The organism is Rossellomorea vietnamensis (assembly GCF_025398035.1).
GTDB lineage: Bacteria > Bacillota > Bacilli > Bacillales > Bacillaceae_B > Rossellomorea > Rossellomorea vietnamensis_B.
The window spans coordinates 2,965,052-2,982,866 of the sequence record NZ_CP104558.1 but is presented as its reverse complement, the minus strand read 5'-3'; the positions used below and the strand labels follow the sequence as shown (position 1 = coordinate 2,982,866).

22 protein-coding genes are annotated in these 17,815 nt (G+C 46.4%); 8 read left to right on the top strand and 14 right to left on the bottom strand.

Translation table 11 applies throughout. The annotated features are described in order from the left end of the window. Positions 1 to 2 precede the first annotated feature (2 nt). From N5C46_RS15460 to speE, 3 genes are all read right to left on the bottom strand, one after another. Positions 3 to 440 carry a YwiB family protein gene (locus tag N5C46_RS15460; RefSeq protein ID WP_257141080.1) on the bottom strand — a complete coding sequence of 146 codons (438 nt, stop codon included), beginning with the start codon at positions 438 to 440 and terminating at the stop codon, positions 3 to 5. Positions 441 to 647: 207 nt separating this feature from the next. Beyond that, on the bottom strand, positions 648 to 1,520 hold the full coding sequence (speB, locus tag N5C46_RS15455; protein ID WP_034765069.1) for an agmatinase: 873 nt from the start codon (positions 1,518 to 1,520) through the stop codon (positions 648 to 650). 103 nt (positions 1,521 to 1,623) lie between these two features. After that, a complete protein-coding gene (speE, locus tag N5C46_RS15450) occupies positions 1,624 to 2,454 on the bottom strand; it encodes a spermidine synthase (RefSeq protein ID WP_261749270.1) in 831 nt (276 codons plus the stop codon). Positions 2,455 to 2,843: 389 nt separating this feature from the next. Between speE and N5C46_RS15445 the strand changes: the two genes are divergently transcribed. Further along, a complete protein-coding gene (locus tag N5C46_RS15445; protein WP_261749269.1) occupies positions 2,844 to 4,904 on the top strand; it encodes a transglycosylase domain-containing protein in 2,061 nt (686 codons plus the stop codon). Between the two features lie 314 nt (positions 4,905 to 5,218). On the opposite strand, the gene N5C46_RS15440 is transcribed toward N5C46_RS15445, so the two are convergent. Further along, on the bottom strand, positions 5,219 to 5,725 hold the full coding sequence (locus tag N5C46_RS15440) for a YwhD family protein (protein ID WP_224522521.1): 507 nt from the start codon (positions 5,723 to 5,725) through the stop codon (positions 5,219 to 5,221). Positions 5,726 to 5,738: 13 nt separating this feature from the next. Next, positions 5,739 to 6,344, bottom strand: coding sequence for a site-2 protease family protein (locus tag N5C46_RS15435; RefSeq protein ID WP_261752361.1), 606 nt, complete (start codon positions 6,342 to 6,344; stop codon positions 5,739 to 5,741). 254 nt (positions 6,345 to 6,598) lie between these two features. Here N5C46_RS15435 and N5C46_RS15430 point away from each other — a divergent pair, with 254 nt between their 5' ends. Beyond that, positions 6,599 to 6,784, top strand: a complete 186-nt coding sequence (locus tag N5C46_RS15430; protein WP_261749268.1) for a 2-hydroxymuconate tautomerase — start codon at positions 6,599 to 6,601, stop codon at positions 6,782 to 6,784. A gap of 152 nt (positions 6,785 to 6,936) precedes the next feature. After that, positions 6,937 to 7,128, top strand: coding sequence for a DUF4083 family protein (locus tag N5C46_RS15425; RefSeq protein WP_261749267.1), 192 nt, complete (start codon positions 6,937 to 6,939; stop codon positions 7,126 to 7,128). A 68-nt stretch (positions 7,129 to 7,196) separates the two neighbouring features. Here the strand turns inward: N5C46_RS15425 and N5C46_RS15420 are convergent, their stop codons facing one another. From N5C46_RS15420 to N5C46_RS15410, 3 genes are all read right to left on the bottom strand, one after another. After that, positions 7,197 to 7,706: a YwgA family protein gene (locus N5C46_RS15420; RefSeq protein WP_261749266.1), complete on the bottom strand. Its 510-nt coding sequence runs from the start codon at positions 7,704 to 7,706 to the stop codon at positions 7,197 to 7,199. A gap of 46 nt (positions 7,707 to 7,752) precedes the next feature. After that, positions 7,753 to 9,051 carry an HD domain-containing protein gene (locus N5C46_RS15415; protein WP_261749265.1) on the bottom strand — a complete coding sequence of 433 codons (1,299 nt, stop codon included), beginning with the start codon at positions 9,049 to 9,051 and terminating at the stop codon, positions 7,753 to 7,755. Positions 9,052 to 9,322: 271 nt separating this feature from the next. Continuing rightward, positions 9,323 to 9,547: a YuzB family protein gene (locus N5C46_RS15410; protein WP_034765044.1), complete on the bottom strand. Its 225-nt coding sequence runs from the start codon at positions 9,545 to 9,547 to the stop codon at positions 9,323 to 9,325. 246 nt (positions 9,548 to 9,793) lie between these two features. On the opposite strand from N5C46_RS15410, the gene N5C46_RS15405 reads away from it, so the two are divergent. Then, the gene (locus N5C46_RS15405; protein WP_272501238.1) at positions 9,794 to 10,609 is read left to right on the top strand and encodes an RsfA family transcriptional regulator; all 816 of its coding nucleotides are present in this window, start codon (positions 9,794 to 9,796) and stop codon (positions 10,607 to 10,609) included. Positions 10,610 to 10,718: 109 nt separating this feature from the next. On the opposite strand, the gene N5C46_RS15400 is transcribed toward N5C46_RS15405, so the two are convergent. Both N5C46_RS15400 and pta read right to left on the bottom strand, forming a co-directional pair. Further along, on the bottom strand, positions 10,719 to 11,561 hold the full coding sequence (locus N5C46_RS15400) for an octanoyl-[GcvH]:protein N-octanoyltransferase (RefSeq protein ID WP_261749264.1): 843 nt from the start codon (positions 11,559 to 11,561) through the stop codon (positions 10,719 to 10,721). Positions 11,562 to 11,699: 138 nt separating this feature from the next. Next, complete coding sequence (pta, locus tag N5C46_RS15395; RefSeq protein WP_261749263.1) at positions 11,700 to 12,671, bottom strand: phosphate acetyltransferase; 972 nt, start codon at positions 12,669 to 12,671, stop codon at positions 11,700 to 11,702. Between the two features lie 298 nt (positions 12,672 to 12,969). Here pta and hemQ point away from each other — a divergent pair, with 298 nt between their 5' ends. From hemQ to gerQ, 3 genes are all read left to right on the top strand, one after another. Continuing rightward, on the top strand, positions 12,970 to 13,716 hold the full coding sequence (gene hemQ / locus N5C46_RS15390; protein WP_254652647.1) for a hydrogen peroxide-dependent heme synthase: 747 nt from the start codon (positions 12,970 to 12,972) through the stop codon (positions 13,714 to 13,716). Between the two features lie 137 nt (positions 13,717 to 13,853). Further along, complete coding sequence (locus N5C46_RS15385; protein ID WP_034765031.1) at positions 13,854 to 14,276, top strand: cell wall hydrolase; 423 nt, start codon at positions 13,854 to 13,856, stop codon at positions 14,274 to 14,276. Between the two features lie 24 nt (positions 14,277 to 14,300). Then, positions 14,301 to 14,774: a spore coat protein GerQ gene (gerQ, locus tag N5C46_RS15380; RefSeq protein ID WP_261749262.1), complete on the top strand. Its 474-nt coding sequence runs from the start codon at positions 14,301 to 14,303 to the stop codon at positions 14,772 to 14,774. A 49-nt stretch (positions 14,775 to 14,823) separates the two neighbouring features. Here the strand turns inward: gerQ and N5C46_RS15375 are convergent, their stop codons facing one another. The 4 genes from N5C46_RS15375 to N5C46_RS15355 all read right to left on the bottom strand — a co-directional run bounded on the left by N5C46_RS15375 (position 14,824) and on the right by N5C46_RS15355 (position 17,237). Continuing rightward, positions 14,824 to 15,195 carry a DUF423 domain-containing protein gene (locus N5C46_RS15375; protein WP_034765025.1) on the bottom strand — a complete coding sequence of 124 codons (372 nt, stop codon included), beginning with the start codon at positions 15,193 to 15,195 and terminating at the stop codon, positions 14,824 to 14,826. A gap of 15 nt (positions 15,196 to 15,210) precedes the next feature. Further along, entirely contained in the window at positions 15,211 to 15,504 is a 294-nt protein-coding gene (locus tag N5C46_RS15370; protein WP_034765022.1) for a YwdI family protein, read from the bottom strand. Between the two features lie 287 nt (positions 15,505 to 15,791). Next, positions 15,792 to 16,463: a uracil-DNA glycosylase gene (locus tag N5C46_RS15360; RefSeq protein ID WP_261749261.1), complete on the bottom strand. Its 672-nt coding sequence runs from the start codon at positions 16,461 to 16,463 to the stop codon at positions 15,792 to 15,794. Between the two features lie 15 nt (positions 16,464 to 16,478). Then, entirely contained in the window at positions 16,479 to 17,237 is a 759-nt protein-coding gene (locus N5C46_RS15355; RefSeq protein ID WP_420720418.1) for a DUF4230 domain-containing protein, read from the bottom strand. 133 nt (positions 17,238 to 17,370) lie between these two features. Between N5C46_RS15355 and N5C46_RS15350 the strand changes: the two genes are divergently transcribed. Beyond that, a complete protein-coding gene (locus N5C46_RS15350) occupies positions 17,371 to 17,721 on the top strand; it encodes a YflT domain-containing protein (protein WP_224522512.1) in 351 nt (116 codons plus the stop codon). Positions 17,722 to 17,815 lie beyond the last annotated feature (94 nt).

Here is a 17,815-nt window from a genome sequence, read left to right as displayed (position 1 = left end):
CGCTATGCTTCCTCCTTATAGTGAATGGACATGACATAATCCCCCACTGGACTGTCCTGCATCTTTAACTCGTAAGAAAGGTTGAAGTTCCCTTCAAGCTCCGAGTCACTCTGTGTATGTGAAAGTGTTTTCGTTTTGGTTGTAAGTAAAAGGGTACCGAGTTGGCTCTCGTAAGAACCGTTCTGTTCCTCGAGTTCGTTGAAGGCCATTCTCATTTTGACTGCCCCGCTTCTGAGGATGAGGGCCTGTCGATCCGTGACTTTAACGATCGTATGAGTGGTCCCTTCCTCTTGTACTTCATCGTACTTTAGAAAAACGGCATCTCCTTTTTCATAGTATCGACCAAATGATACCAATTCAAAAGAGTCACTTTCCTCTCCTATTGTGATTTTGGTTTTCAAGTGAACTTTGACAGGGGTAGAATCCGCTTTTGCCGTCAAACCACTCACATCCTTTTCTTTTTAGGGTCCGATCAAGTGATGGGTCCGTCCCTCAAATAGACGTCCCTTCCTTCTAACTAATTAAGTATAAGAAGTATTGTGGGAAATTGCAATGGAACACGGTGAGTTTTCATTTATTGGAGGAATGTAAGCGGATTATCGGCAGAAGAAAAGCCTCTTCTGCCGATGAGAAGAGGCTTTGATGGTTTATTTTACCCAGCCAAGGAGCATTTCACGGATCAGCTTGCTTGCCGTATTCGCTGTCTGCTCGGATGGATCATAGATGGGCGCCACTTCCACAAGATCCGCTCCCACGACGTTCACGTCAGAGTGAGCGATGGCATGGATGGATGCGAGTAATTCCTTGGATGTGATGCCGCCGCAGTCCACGGTTCCAGTTCCAGGAGCGTGGGCAGGGTCTAAGACGTCAATATCGATCGTCACATACACAGGGCGTCCTGCAAGCTGTGGAAGGATTTCCTTCAATGGCTCGAGCACTTCGAATTTGGAAATGTGCATGCCATTTTCCTTCGCCCATTGGAATTCTTCCTTCATACCGGAACGGATCCCGAATGAATAGACGTTCTTCGGTCCGATATGCTCGGCGATCTTGCGGATCGGAGTCGAGTGGGATAGCGGCTCCCCTTCATACTCTTCACGCAGATCAGTGTGAGCGTCCATATGGATGATGGCAAGATCCGGGTATTTCTTCGCGATGGCTTTCATCACCGGCCATGAGACCAGATGCTCTCCACCCATTCCGAATGGGATCTTCCCGTCACCAAGGAGCCCGTCGATATAGTCTTCAATCATATCGATGCTTCGCTGCGGGTTACCGAATGGTAGCGGGATATCACCGGCATCATAGTATTTCACTTCTTCAAGTTCCCGGTCAAGATACGCACTATACTCTTCCAGACCGATCGACACCTCGCGGATACGGGCAGGACCGAAACGGGAACCAGGACGATAACTCACCGTCCAATCCATCGGCATCCCATAAAGGACCACCTGGCTGTCCTCATAAGAAGGATGGCTCTTAATAAACACATTACCTGAATAAGCCTCATCAAAACGCATATTCTTCAACCTCTCTTTTAGAGAGGGACGGACCTAGCTTTAGGTCCGTCCCTCCTTGATATTATAGGATTTCACCTTGAAATTTGAGGTCCGTCCCTCACATTTATTTTGTCAGGTCTTTAACGAATTTTGGAAGGGCGAATGCTGCTTTGTGCAGTTCCGGTGTGTAGTATTTCGTTTCGATGTCGTGGAAACGCTCTTCCGGTACTTCGATTGGGTCGTGCTTTTTGGAACCGATGGTGAATGCCCACAGGCCGCTTGGGTACGTTGGGATGTTCGCTGTGTACAGGCGGGTAATCGGGAAGATTTCCTTCACGTCGCTCTGTACCTGGCGGATAAGGTCTGCTTTGAACCATGGGTTATCACATTGAGCAACGAAGATTCCGTCTTCTTTCAATGCTTTGGAGATCCCTGCGTAGAATCCTTTTGTGAATAGGTTAACAGCTGGTCCTACAGGCTCAGTGGAATCGACCATAATCACGTCATATTCGTTCTCACTCTTCGCGATGTGCATGAAGCCATCGTCGACTTGTACGTCCACGCGCTCGTTCTCTAACTCTCCCGCAATCTCAGGAAGATATTTCTTAGAATACTCGATTACTTTTCCGTCGATTTCAACAAGAACGGCCTTTTTCACGCTTGGGTGTTTCAACACTTCACGGATGACGCCTCCGTCTCCTCCGCCGACAACCAAAACAGTTTCTGGGTTCGGATGCGTGAATAATGGAACATGTGCGACCATTTCATGATAGACGAACTCATCCTTCTGGCTCGTCATGACCATGCCGTCAAGGAACAGCATATTGCCCCATTCTTCTGTTTCAGCCATTTCAAGATATTGAAAATCCGTTTGCTCTGTATGTAAAGTATTCTTGATTTTCATCGTGATCCCGAAGTTTTCTGTTTGTTTCTCTGTGTACCAAAGTCCACTCATTGTTTCAACTTCCCTTCTTGTTTTAATGGTTTATTGCCGTTTCTGTAAAAATCATATACCACTAGTTTGATCCTTCACACGTTCATCTTTAGGACAAAGTGAAGCGAAACCCTGACATAACAGGCTTTACTCCTATTTATAAAAACATCCGCATCGGACGTCATTTTTATCCTTCCCTATCATGATAAATACAAACATGAGAAAAAGTATAGTGGAATCTAGCAAAATTTCAAGTGAAATTTTTTCTAAACCTTTGACGTTTAAAATCTCGTAAATCTTTTCATACTGTTACTACACAGTAATCAGTATAAACCAATGCACTTATATAAAAAAATCCGAGGTCCGTCCCTCAAGAGATGCGGGCCTTTGCAGGGAAAGTAGGGAGAGGTATGGAAGTGATGGCTCGAATGGAGAAGACAAAGAAATATGCGAGATTTGCAGTGGTCGGGACTCTCGCGGGCTTGGTCCTCTTTTTGGTGGGGATCATGGGGGTTTTGATTTATGCCAAGGTCCAGGGGCCGCCTCCCCTTGCCGTTCCTCAATCTACTTTGATCTATGGTGAGGATGGTTCGGTCATAGGGGAAACGAATACAGGCGAGAAGCGCTACTGGGTGGGTCTGAAGGAAATTTCCCCGGCCCTCATTGAAGCGACGATCTCCATTGAAGACAAAAGCTTCTACCAGCATTACGGGTTTGACCTGAAGCGGATGGCAGGGGCAGCCCTTGCCGACGTCAAAGCGATGTCAAAGGTGCAGGGGGCCAGCACCATTTCACAGCAGTACGCTCGCAATCTATTTCTTTCTCATGATAAAACATGGAAGAGAAAGATCTCAGAAGCCCTCTACACGATCAGGATCGAAATGAACTACTCCAAGAAGGACATTCTAGAAGGCTATTTAAATACCATCTATTACGGACACGGCGCATACGGTGTCCAGGCAGCGAGTCAATATTATTTTGGCAAAGATGCCAATCAATTGACCGTCTCAGAAGCCGCCATGCTCGCGGGGATTCCGAAAGCACCCTCCTACTATTCGCCAGTTACTCACCCTGAAAATGCCAAGAAGCGCCAGGAGCTCATCCTTCAGTCCATGACCGGGGACGGCTTTATAACCAAAGAGCAAGAGGCCGTTTCCAAAGCGGCACCAATCCGCATCACAGGGGAGCACGCCCATCAAAAGGCGGAAACCGCCCCCTATTTTCAAGATGTCGTGAAAAGCATCCTCCGCTCGGACTTGGGGATTGAGGAACGTACCATCGAGATGGGCGGCTTGAAAGTCTATACGACACTCAACCCCGATCATCAACAGGTGGCCGAGAAAGTCGTGAAGGAACAGATCCCCGATGAATCGGATATCCAATTGGGATTTGTGTCCATGAACCCGAAAAATGGATATGTAACAGCTTTAGTAGGGGGAAGGGATTATGAAGAGAGTCCGTTTAACCGTGCCGTGCAGGCAATCCGCCAGCCGGGATCAACGATCAAACCGCTACTCTACTACTCTGCTTTAAAGCAAGGGTTTACGCCAGCCACGACGATGAAGAGCGAAATGACGTCCTTTACATTCGATGATGGAAAAAAGTACACCCCTCATAATTACAACAACAAATATGCCGATGGAGATATCACCCTGGCCCAGGCCATCGCTCTATCTGATAACGTGTACGCCGTGAAGACCCATCTCTTCATCGGTCAGGACACCTTGACGAAAACGGCAAAAGACAAGTTCGGATTGACGACAAAGGTGAAAAAATACCCTTCCTCGGCACTCGGTACATCAGGGGCACGGGTCATCGATATGGTCAACGCCTACAGCATCTTTGCCAACGGCGGCTATAAAGTGAAGCCCGTTTTCATTACAAAAGTGGAAGACTGGTCTGGGAAGGTCATCTATGAAAGCGAATCGAAAAAAGAGCAGGTGCTCGACCCGGATCTCACATACGTCATGACCCATATGCTCACCGGGATATTCGACCCTAAGCTCAATGATTACTCGACGGTAACGGGGATCCAGATCCGAAAAGACGCGACCCGTCCATATGCAGGGAAATCCGGGACGACCAATACAGACAACTGGATGATCGGCTACTCCCCCCAATTAACCGTAGGAGTGTGGACCGGATACGATAAAGGAAAAGAGGTCTCCCTGGTCGATGATAAATACTACGCCAAGAAAATCTGGGTCCACTTCATGGAAGAAGCCCTTAAGGATGAACCCGTCAAGAACTTCAAACCGACCAAGGGAGTCGTCGGCGTGGCCGTGAACCCCCATAACGGACTGCTCGCAACAGAAGACTGTCCCGTCCAGCGCTTCACCTACTTTGTAAAAGGCACCGAACCGACCGAATACTGCCATGAACACTTGGGTGAAAAAGAAGCACCGAAAGAAAAGGCACCAGAAAAAGGGAAGAAGCCTTGGTATGAGAAAGTTAGGGATTGGATATTTTAGCAGAAAAGCGGAAGGGGCTCGCACTGGGGCGACAAGCATAAGACGAGTCACCCGGAAAGGCGTTCTTTGCCTTTTTGGGTGACCTGGCTTATGACCTCGAGCCCCGAGCCCTTGGAGCTGGACATCTCGAAAACTCCATTTCCATCTATATAACAATAAAAACAACACAAAAAACCCCGGGCTTGTGCGAACCCGGGGTTTTTCATGTCCTAGTTTATGTGCAAACTGTGATTTAAGTGTACTTTTTTTCCACCCATAGAGCAAGATGTGAACGACATATTCAAAGAAATGTCACATTTTGTTCACAAAACAATCTATTTTATTTTCAGCGCTTCCTTCAATTCATCCTTTGAGCGTTCCCACATACCTTCATCATGATTCTTTAAAAAGTCCGTCAGAATGCCTTTGGATTTGTCGTCCAGTTGGTCAAGGACGATCTTCCGCTTGATGGATTTATCCATATTGTTCACATGTTCCGGCATGGACTTGTAGCCTCTGCGCTTCTCGCGGTTCACAACGAGCTCACAAGCCGTCACGCCTGCATAGTACGGGCCGTCTTCCATCCGGTCGATGGTCACCCAGATCAGCCAGTACGGCTTTCCGCCTGCCGAGTCCTCACGGTTATTCGTAAATTTGATCCCTTTTTCAATCGGGCTCCTTGCGTGCATGGCTCCGATTTCAATCGTCGCTTCCCCTTCTTCGACATCAATCATGACAGGCGAAACATTATCAAGGCTCAATGATCCCACCCCGTAACCGCCATGACCGTCAGTGGGGTCACTTTTGATGATATTGAATCCAATGTTTTTTTTCTTTTCCATGAAACGTCACTCCCTAGCTAAAGATTGAAAAAATCGTCGTGAATATCGCACTGAATGCCTGATTGGTCGCCGTCATGCCACCCTGTAATAACGGCCAGATCGTATATTCGTCAAGAGGCGTGATGACAATGATCAAAAATAATAGAACGCCATATTGCTCATACTGGGTCAGTTTCGCCCTGACATGATTCGGTGACAAGTCCTCGATGATCCGGTACCCATCCAGCGGAGGGAACGGCAGTAAGTTGAAGACAAACAGCAATACGTTCAAATAAACGATCATCTGCAGAAGGTCAATGATGAACGGTGGAACCCCGACGCCACCCGTCACCCCTACAAAGAAGTAAAAGATCCCGAATGCAATAAAGGCAAGCAGGAAGTTACTCAATGGGCCGGCAACGGATACCAGTACACCTGCCAAACGCGGATTCTTGAAACGGGATCTCATGACAGGCACAGGCCGCGCCCAGCCAAATCCCACAAATAGTATTAAAAGGGTCCCAAACGGGTCCAGATGTTGAATCGGATTCAATGTGAGTCTTCCCTGATCCTTCGCCGTCGTATCCCCGAACTTGTATGCCACATAGGCGTGTGCGAACTCATGAACCGTAAAGGCCATGACGAGGGCGATCACGACAAACGGAAGCTCCTCCAACCGAAAGACGGAAATCGACTCAAAAAGTGAGCTAATCGTATCCAAAGTATGTACTCCTTTAAAAAATGTTTTACTTTCTTATTCCATAGTATACAGATAAATTCCTGCATTCATGACATATCATATCAAACTTGCTCTCTCTTCCCCTAACCATTACATTTATAGAGTAAGAGCCTACCACAGATTGTACCAAATCCGAAAGCAAGGAGCGAATCATTATGCCTTATATCACCGTAAAAATGCTCGAAGGCCGTTCAGAAGAGCAAAAGCGTGCCCTCGTCGAAAAAGTGACCGAAGCCGTCAGCGAAACCACTGGTGCCCCTGAAGATAAAATCGTCGTCTTCATTGAAGAAATGACGAAAGGTCATTATGCCGTCGGCGGCAAGAGACTCAGCGATCAATAGAAGAAAGCATAAGACAAGCCCGCTGAAAAGGCATTCCTTTTCAGCGGGCTTGTCTTATGCTTCCGCTTTTTTTAGATCCGGAATTCCCAACGGGCAACATTTGCATCTTAGGAATACGATATATCATACACCCGATGGAAAGGATGAAAACAATGGACCTGACGATTGGCGATGTGTTCTTACAATTGTTCATGATGGCTTTTCTACTAGCCATTGTCGTTGTCGCTTTTATGGTGGCGAAAGGGCTTCGAAACAGAAGGATCCAGCAGCGGAAGCAAGACAAACAGGTGGAAAAAAAGCTTGATGAAATCATCGAAAAAATGGATCAATCACCTAAACCGTAGAATTTTATATAAAAGGGGGGATCACTCTTGGCGAGTGATCCCCCCTTTATATCATATAAGAACGTTCTCTACTGAACGATTTTTTTCGATTTTAGTCCGTCAATATAAGCGAAGGCTTCGTCGATTTCTTCTTCTGTATATTTCTGCTTGCTCTTGAGTGTGAACACTTTTTCCACGACTTCTTCTTTTGGAAGGTTGTCAAAATATAAGACGGTCGAAACAAGTTCAAGGAAGCGTGCTGATTGAACGTTCATATCCGTAAGGCAATCCTTCAGGCAGGGCATATCCTTTTCGTAGATTTCCAGGAAGTCCTCCCCTTCTTTCGTGACCGTATAGCGGTATTGATAGTAGCCGCCCTTTTTTTCCTTCACCTCGGAGATGAACCCCATATTACATAGCTCCTCCACCCGAAGCGTCAGTTCTTCCGAATACGGACCATAAAAATGAAATTGAAATTTTTCCTGAAACGGGAATTCAAGCTTCTTCGCGATATAGATCATTTTCTGAAGCTTCTTTCTTCCCACCACTTCACCCGAGGCAAAGAAGGCACTCATCAATTTTGCATGCTCTTTTAACAATGTACGTCATCTCCTACTCCTAGTATTGCATAAGTCAGGTCCTCGTCTACAGCTCCAGAATCTTTCGGATCTGGCGCTTAATGTTTTTCTTTGTTGATTCGTCATATAGTAAATCCACTGGATAGTATAATTTATGATCGGTCCGGCGCTTTCCAGAGATGGAATCCACGATATCCGACTGCCTGGATAATTCGCGCAGCTCCTCATTCTTCATCAACAGATGTATCGGGAGCCGTTCCTCTTCCTCACCCGGCCTGTAGAAATCGTATGGAAGGTCTGAAGATGAATCTACCACCAGGTAATAATCGGGATCGATTCCCGCCTTTTTAAAGAGGGCTTCAAGCTCACTGTGCTTCTTGTATTCCTTCGCCGGATCGAATTCCACATACTTGAAGAGATTCCGGTTCATGAACCGCTCGCATAAGTCCCGTAAAATCGGATCCTCTTCTTCCTGCCAAATCTGAAAATAGTACATGATGACCGCTTCATCGAGCTTTAAATAATCCTCAAGGGCCACTTCCCCCTCAAACAGGGAATAAAAATGGATTGGACTTTGCTTAAAGGAATAGAACTCTTCATGAAGCTCCTTCGCCCTATGTAGAATCTTCGTCAGGATCACTTCTGCACTTCTCGTCACCGGATGGAAATACACCTGCCAGTACATCTGATAGCGGCTCATGATGTAGTCCTCCACGGCATGCATCCCGCTCTGCTTGATGACAACCTGGTCTTCACGGGGCCTCATCACACGGAGGATACGCTCCATGTCGAAATGTCCGTAGCTAACCCCTGTAAAATAGGCGTCACGCTGCAGATAATCCATGCGATCGGCATCGATCTGGCTTGAAATGAGGCTGACGACCAGCTTGTTACTGTACGTCTTCGCGATCACTTCTGCCACATGCTTCGGAAATTCCGGTGCCACTTTAACGAGAACCGCGTTCACCTCTGTATCCCCTAAGATGATGGCTTGGGTAAAATGCTCGTGATCGAGGTGAAACACCTTTTCAAAGGAATGGGAAAACGGACCGTGTCCCAGATCATGCAATAACGCAGCACACAATGACAATAAGCGCTCATCCTGGTTCCACTCCGGTCTTCCGACGAAGACATCATCGACGATGCGGCGGATGATTTCATACACGCCAAGAGAATGATTGAACCGGCTGTGTTCCGCTCCGTGAAAGGTCAAGTAGGTGGTTCCGAGCTGTCTGATTCTGCGGAGTCGCTGGAACTCTTTTGTCCCGATCAAATCCCAAATCACGCGATCCTTTACATGAACATAGCGATGAACAGGGTCTTTAAATACTTTTTCTTCATGTAATTTCTGCTTGGCATACTCCATCTTCTACCCTCTTCCTAAACTAGCATATTTCTATTATAGCGACTTGCTCCATCGCATTCATCTCGAATTTTGTCGAAAAAAATAGGTATTTGTCCTTTGATTGTTCCACCGCAAGCGTTCCAAATCCTTCAAAAAAATTTGGACGCTTGACAAAAAAATCTCTCCTATTATTTCTCTACCCCTTATGTAGTTTCCTTTTCCAAAGAGGCGCAAACCTTTATTTATTTTTATCAGTAGAAAAGAAAAAACTCCCTCAGGAGGAAGTTTCCCTTTATTTCTTTATTTTCTTGATCACTTTTTCCATCAATTCTTCTTCAGTCAACGCCGCTACAGGACGATTATTCACAAAAGCGAATGTCTTTTTGCGTCCTGGACCACAATAGGATTGGCACGCAATGTCAATCGGTGCGTCCGGATCGATCTCCTTTAATTTTGGAATCAAGGTCTTTAGGTTAACGGCCTGACAATCATCGCAAACACGGAATTCGTTTGCCATCTGTCAACAACCCTTTCTATCTATTGAAATGCATTTTATACGTCGTAAACATCGATTTATAGAATACAGTTTTCAGTCATGTTTTGCAAGTGAACATCGTTTCCATCCCGCATGGTTCCTCACTGATACAACGAAACTAGCAGACAGAAAATAATTTTAACATATTCGTATAAAAACCTGAGAAATGGTCCATCCTTTTATCAACGAATACTTTAAGAAAACTTTGGGAGTTGAGATGAAATGATGATGAAAACAAGACAGGATGCCTGGACGGAAGAAAATGATCTATTATTGGCCGAAACGGTCTTACGTCATGTGCGTGAAGGCAGTACACAACTGAATGCCTTCGAGGAAGTCGGGGATAAACTGAACCGCACATCCGCCGCATGTGGATTCCGCTGGAACGCCGTCGTGCGCCATCAGTACGAGAAAGCTCTTTCACTAGCAAAAAAACAACGCAAACAGCGCCACCGCATCCTCGGAAAAGACCAGGGCGGCAAGAAAAAGCTATTATACCAGCCACCGACACCTTCCTTCGAAGATTTAGACGCTATGTCTCTATCAATGACTGAGGCGGAAGAAGAAATGGAATTTGCCGAGTACGAGAACTACGTACCGGAAACAGAGCAACTGGGGAAAGAAACCGAAGAAACAGCGCAGGACTTTAAAGTCGAAGCAAGTGAGGAACAGGCTTATGCGGCGCAACAGGCACCTGCTGCCAACCACGTGGTAAAGCCAGCGGGACTAAAAGGGGAAGTCACACTTGAAAAGGTGATCGCGTACCTTCAGAACCTGGCCCAAACCAACATGAACTCCGACTACATGAAAATTGAGAATCAGAGATTGAAGCAGGAGATTTCCGACCTCCGAAAAGAAAATGCCGAGCTCGAAAAGAAAGTCAAAGCCCTTGAAAACAACTCCGTCACGATGCAGGAAGACTACGAAACACTCATGCAAATCATGAACCGGGCCAGAAAGCTTGTCGTATTCGATGAAGACGAATCAAAAGCACCGAGGTTCAAGATGGATCGAAACGGAAATCTCGAAAAAGTAGCTGAATAATGGTATTCCCAACCAGTGCGCCTGTGGGCGTGCTGGTTTTTTGCGTGGGGTGGGATGTCGGGATAAAAAAAGCCGGCCTCCCATTTCCATAGAAGTCCAGCTCTCCCCATTACCCCAACACCTTCTCATTCCGATCCAAGACCCTCTGATAATACATCTCGTACATCCCATACTCTTCCCCCTGGAGGGCACTGCTGTAAAATTCGCCGCTGAATCCTTTCAACGACTGCAGGAAGCGGAGCATCACATCTTGAATCGATAATTCGACGCCCAAGAGCTCCGATAAAGAAGCCATCACCTCAGGGTCAATCGTCGGGAACGTAAACTTCGACGTTCCATCCTTCAGTCCGGTCTCATAAAAACGCTGGATCAGCTTCGCCCGCTCAGAACCGCTCCCACTGACGCAAAGATACACCTGAACAGCTACCCCGTTGCGGATCCTCCGCTGAGAGATTCCTGCAAACTTCTGATCATTGATGCTGAGATCATAACTGCCGGGACAATACGATTGTGTGATCTCCTTCGCTTCAATTTCCACTTCAAACTCCTTGAACATATCCTTTACCAGCAGCCACATAGCGTCGTAGCCACGGTTAATGTCGATGCCTTTTTCAGAATCAGGGAAAACCAATGAGAGATTCAGTACACCCTCATCCAATACGACCGCAAGGCCCCCGGAGTTTCGTACAATATATCGATAGCCTTCTTCTTCCAGCACCTCCAAGGCATCCGAAAGAAACGGCAGCTTTGTATCTTGAATACCTAATACAACCGTTTGGTGATGGACCCATGAGCGTGCTGTCGGATCAGACTGACCTGCTCCGATCACCGTGCACAATGTATCGTCCATGGCAAATGACTGCAGGGCTCCGAACATCGGTCCCAAACTTGATTGATCGATCACTCTCCATCGATCTTGACGGAGCAGTGCATATGCTTTTTCCTTATCCATAACGCTTCTCCTTCACTTACAACATGCGAGCTCATTATATCACATAATGGTAGGATTTCTGAAAAGGGGTTGGACAATCTTATGGCACAAAAAAACCGAACCCCCTAAAGGATCCGGTTTCCCGATACATCTATCTCCTTACAGCGCCTGAGCAGCCGTAATCAATGCAAGCTTATACACATCTTCCTCGTTACAGCCACGGGAAAGATCGTTCACAGGGGCGTTCAGTCCTTGAAGGATCGGGCCAACTGCTTCGAAGTTACCTAAACGTTGAGCGATTTTGTACCCGATGTTTCCTGCTTCAAGGCTTGGGAATACGAATACGTTGGCATTCCCTTGGATGTCGGCACCTGGTGCTTTCTTTTCGGCTACGGATGGAACGAAGGCAGCGTCGAATTGGAATTCACCGTCGACAGTCAGTTCCGGTGCTTTTTCTTTCGCAAGAGAAACGGCCTCTACCACTTTTTCCGTTTCAGGGGATTTAGCCGATCCTTTTGTCGAGAAGCTCAGCATCGCAACGCGTGGATCGATGTCGAACATATCAGCTGTCTTCGCACTTTCGATGGCGATTTCAGCTAGATCCTGGCTGTCAGGTGTGATATTGATCGCACAGTCAGCGAATACATACTTCTCGTCTTCACGTACCATAATGAAGACACCGGATGTCTTACGGACGCCTTCTTTTGTTTTGATGATCTGCAGGGCAGGGCGAACCGTATCAGCCGTTGAGTGTGCTGCGCCGCTTACAAGTCCGTGAGCCTGGCCGGTGTAAACGAGCATCGTACCGAAGTAGTTGCCGTCCAAGAGGATCTTCTTCGCATCTTCTTCAGTCGCTTTTCCTTTGCGGCGTTCCACAAATGCTTTCACAAGCTCGTCCATGCCAGCAAATGACGCAGGGTCGACAACGTCACAACCGTCAAGCTTCACACCCAGCTCATCCGCTTTGGCGTTCACTTCATCCACGTTTCCGACTACGATCGGTGTCAGGATGCCGTCAGCAGACAATCGGGATGCTGCTGTCAGAATGCGTTCGTCTGTCCCCTCAGGGAAAACGATCTTTAACTCTTTACCTTTTACTTTATCCGTTAATGTTGTAAATAAGTTGCTCAATAGAGGAACCTCCTTGATTTATACATATCCAATCTTAGAATACTCTTCTCATAGAGGAATTCAAGGAAAAGGAGAAATGATACCGGTTTCAACTTAAAAGTCTTTGTTTTCTAATAATTTTTACCCAATCCGTGAGTATCCTAAGCCTGTATGACAATCTACGAGGATAGTGTGTTCCATAAATCCCCCTGCTATCCACCATTTGTGCCATTTTAGCGACATTGGGTTTTGTATTCTTACTCTGGGGTGAAACTATGATATAGTAAAGTTGGAAAAAGTACTTTAAGGAGTGATTACGTTGGCAGAACCGGCACAAACATTAGATGGTTGGTATTCCCTGCATGATTTTCGCGCAATGGACTGGACTTCATGGAAGATGCTTCCGAGTGAAGAAAGAGCCTCGGCGATTTCAGAATTCCACCGTTTCCTAGATCGATTGAACAGCACTCAGGATGCAAAAGAAGGAAGTCACGCCCTTTACACGATTGTTGGGCAGAAAGCGGACTTCATGCTGATGATCCTTCGTCCGACAATGGAAGAATTAAATGAGTTGGAAAATGAATTCAACAAGCTGAAAATCGCTGAGTTCACCATCCCGACATTCTCATATGTTTCTGTAGTGGAACTTGGTAACTATATGCCTTCAGAAGGCGACCCTTACGAGAATCCTTACGTACAGGAACGTATCTACCCGATTCTTCCGAAAGCGAATCATGTCTGCTTCTACCCGATGGACAAGCGTCGTCAGGGGAATGATAACTGGTACATGCTGCCGATGGAAGAGCGTCGTGACATGATGAGAAGTCATGGTATGATCGGCCGCCAATACGCAGGCAAAGTGAAACAGATCATTACGGGTTCTGTTGGTTTCGATGATTACGAATGGGGTGTCACCCTATTCGCCGATGACGTGCTTCAGTTCAAAAAGCTTGTATACGAAATGCGTTTTGACGAAGTAAGCGCCCGCTTCGGTGAATTCGGTGCCTTCTACGTAGGAAACCTATTAAAAGAAGAAGCTATCTCAAAATTCCTTCACGTGAACTAAATAATCGACAAACGACAAGTCCCTGTGGCTTGTCGTTTTTTTATGAGGTCACTCAATAAAACAAATGAATAAATATTTCTCCCCCCACATAGACATGAAATAGTGAGACATAGCATCTCCTAAAGTGAGGTGGGAAGATGGCTGTTATTCCTTATAACGAGAAGGAAGTGAAGCTCCTGGCTCGATTGATGAGGGCTGAGGCCGAGGGTGAAGGACAGCAGGGAATGCTGATGGTAGGGAACGTCGGGGTGAACCGGGTTCGATCCGATTGCCTTGACTTCAAGAAACTGGCGAATCTTCAGGACATGGTGTTTCAAAGCCCTGGTGGATTCGAGGCCACCCAGAAGAGCTACTTTTATCAGCGGGCACGGCAGAAAGAGATCGATTTGGCGCGGAAGACCATTAAAGGCGGCAGATATCACCCTGCATCTTACTCCCTTTGGTTCTTTAAGCCCGCCGGGAATTGCCCTGCCGAGTGGTATAACCAGTCCAATGCGGGGCGATTCAAATCCCACTGTTTCTATCAACCCACTCAAGGTGATTGTCCGAAAGTATATTAATCTTACTTAAAGGAGGTATTCGGTTTGGCGAACCAACAATCAAACCCGTATCAGGGGTATAATCAATCTGCTTATAATCCTTATGGTCAGTATTACGGTGGTGGGCAAGGTCAGGGACAATACTATCCCCAGCAGCAAGGTCAAGGTGGTGGAGGGTATCAGATTCCTTCCCCTACGAATGCCCCGGCGCCTTCTCAAAATGTTCCGGGAATGCTTCCGATTGAAGAGTCGTATATCGAGAATATTCTCAGGTTGAATAAAGGAAAAGTCGCAACGGTTTATACGACGTTTGAAAACAATAAGGAATGGAATGCGAAGGTGTTCAAGGGGATCATTGAAGCCGCCGGCCGGGATCACCTTATCCTGAGCGACCCGCAAACCGGTACACGGTACCTCATTCCGATGATTTATCTTGATTACATCACATTTGATGAAGAAATCGAGTATGAATATCCATACGGTGCGGGAGGCTCCATGCAAAGCTATTCCCAACGCTAAAAAAATACCCTGTCAGGAAATCCTCTTCCTGACAGGGTATCTTTTTTGTTTATAACGTTTTCGCTGCGAATACGATCAAGAGTACCCAGGCGACGAGGAAGCTGACTCCTCCAAGCGGGGTGATCGCCCCAAGGATCTTCACTCCTGAGATGCTCAGTACATAAAGGCTTCCAGAGAAAAGAATCGTTCCAATCAGCATCAGCCAGCCTGACCAGGAAAGCAGCGATGTCGGCGTGACATTCCCCATCAGCACTCCGACGATGATGATCCCGATCGCATGGAACATTTGATAAAGGACCCCTGTATTCCACGTATCAATGTACTTCTGTGAAATCTTCCCTTCCAATGCGTGGGCACCGAAAGCTCCAAGTGCCACGGATAAAAAGGCGTTGATGGCACCGATAATGATAAATGTTTTCATGTTTATCCTCCTAGGTTAAAAGTCAAATAACGAATTGCCATTGGCTCCGTCATCCGTTTCGAGAGGCTCTTCCTTCTGAATGGAAACGGGCTTCTGAACCGGCTGTGATTCCTGGAAATACGGCATGGTTTGCTGAGGTTGGGAAAACGTGCTTTGAGCGGATGCCCCGTTGTTCTCCTCCAGCAATACTTCACATAGTGCTTTTATTGAATAAACATGCTCACGGATCTGCTGGGACTTTTCAGCAGACTTCGCTTTACCGAGTTCATGTTCGATTTTCTTGATTAATGATTGATGTGGGATATTCACATTGATTACTCCTTCCACAAGGTCTCCAGTATGTACGTCTTTATCCTAATTCTTATTGAAGGATTTCGCAAATATCATCTTTGTTTTGCCTTGAATTTCATGCATGGACTCCCGGAGGATTGAAAAACCACAAGGGAAGGCATCGCCTTTGTCTTAAATCCGTAGCCCTTACATCCCCGCGGATGAGCCTGCTCCCATGTGGTATAAAAATACTGACATTGAAAACAGTTAATCCTTTCTTCCTTTTTCACAAAGCTTCCTCCTTCACTGTTTCACGTGAAACATTGCTACTCTATACACCAGTCGATCGCTTCCATTCCCTGTTCACGAAGATACCCGTTCGTCTTTGAATACGGTCTGCTTCCAAAGAAACCGCGGTGGGCCGATAACGGGCTTGGATGGGGAGCCGTGACGATGTAGTGCCTGGAAGAATCAATTAACGACTGCTTTGCCTGGGCAGGCTTCCCCCACAGCAAAAACACCACCGGCTTCTCCCGTTCATTCAATAAGGAAATGACTCGATCGGTGAATCGTTCCCACCCCTTCCCTCGATGGGAATGGGCTTGGCCGTCCCCGACGGTAAGCACGGTATTTAAAAGGAGGACACCCTGTTCAGCCCATTTCACCAATGAGCCATGTTCGGGAATCGGACATCCCACGTCATCGTGAAGCTCTTTGTACATATTTCGCAGGGAGGGAGGGATTTTCACCCCTTTTTTCACTGAAAAGCTCAACCCCTCTGCCTGATTTGCTCCATGATAAGGATCCTGCCCCAATAAGACAACTTTTACGTCCTTATAGGCTGTATAGTGAAAAGCATTAAAAATATCGTGCATGGGTGGATGAGTGACGTTCGTTTGATACTCGCCTTTCAGCCATTCCCGTAAATCCCGGTAGTACTCCTTCTGAAGTTCATCTTCCAGAACGTGTGCCCAATCATTTTGAAAAATCGCCGACACTCCAAGACACCCTTTCTAGTTTTGAAATTCAATCGTCACATCGTACCCTAATTGCTCAAAGAATCCCTTCAATGACTTTTCAGCATTTTTTTCAGCCGCTGAAAGGATCCCCTGATCGATCGCTTCCTGACTGATTTGATCCTTCGCCACTTCCGCAAGGGCAAACCCTTCATTCCAATCCACATCATTCCGGAAGATCCCTTCTACGGAGAAAGTTTTAATATTGTCCGTATCGATCGACGGTTCCTGAAGGATTTCAGCGCGGGGAAGTGTTAATTGAATTTCTTTCTTCTCTTCATCTACTACTATATCCTTCTCATCAATTCCTTGTAAATCGACCCCTGCAAGAACAGTCCCGGGCACCACCATCAGAAGCTTCCGTTTCGTACCCGGGAGGTCCGCATTGATTTCTTTCCCGAATAATTGATTATCTTCCTGCTCGATCACAGCTTTCACAAATCCTTGAGCCGTAGCCAGTGAACTCATCTCTTGAATCCGTTCTACAAATGAACCCTTTTCTTCTGTAAAAGTAGAGCCCGATAATAAGGAATAGATCCCTATCGCTGCTCCTCCCACCACCAGCAAGAACACCAATAGAAAGAGTACAACTCTCCTTTTCCAAAAAGTCAGGAGTGTGTTGGTCAATCCCCGACGCCTGCTGCTTCTATTTTCAATGGCCAAAGAGGCACCTGTTTGTCTTTCAGTCGCCTTCAAATCCGCCAAAATCTCTTCCATTTCTTGTATTTTCTTATATTGACTTGTCAAATCCTTCACCTTCCTCTCTTCTATTATAGGAAATAATGTAGAATCTTGGAAACAATTATTCTACTTCTATATTTTGGAAAGTTTGAAGTTAATCCTACCGGGAAAAGAAGGGACAAGACATAAAAACACGGAGGTAATGATCATGTACAAGGTTCAAACAGTTGAAAATGCAGTAGAAGCTAAAAAGGAAATTGACATGTTCACCAGTGAAGGCTATACGAAAGATGATATTTACGTATTCGCTCATGACAAGCATCGCTCTAAACACATCACCGAGGCAACAAATACGGAATCAACCGGTATCAAGGAGCAGGGAATCCTGGAATCCATGGGGAATATGTTCAACAGCCGCGGAGATGAACTGCGTTCGAAAATGAAGTCCGTAGGGATGAATCAGGCAGAAGCCGATGCTTATGAGGAAGAACTTGATAAAGGCAAGCTTGTCATCGTGGCTTCCAAGGAAGCAACGAATAATAATGCGAAACCTTTCTAAGTTGGCCTGACAGCTACCGTAAAGACGTCGATGGATTTTCATCCGGCGTCTTTTTTGTCGTCATCCATAGTCAAAAGGATTTGTATTTAACCGT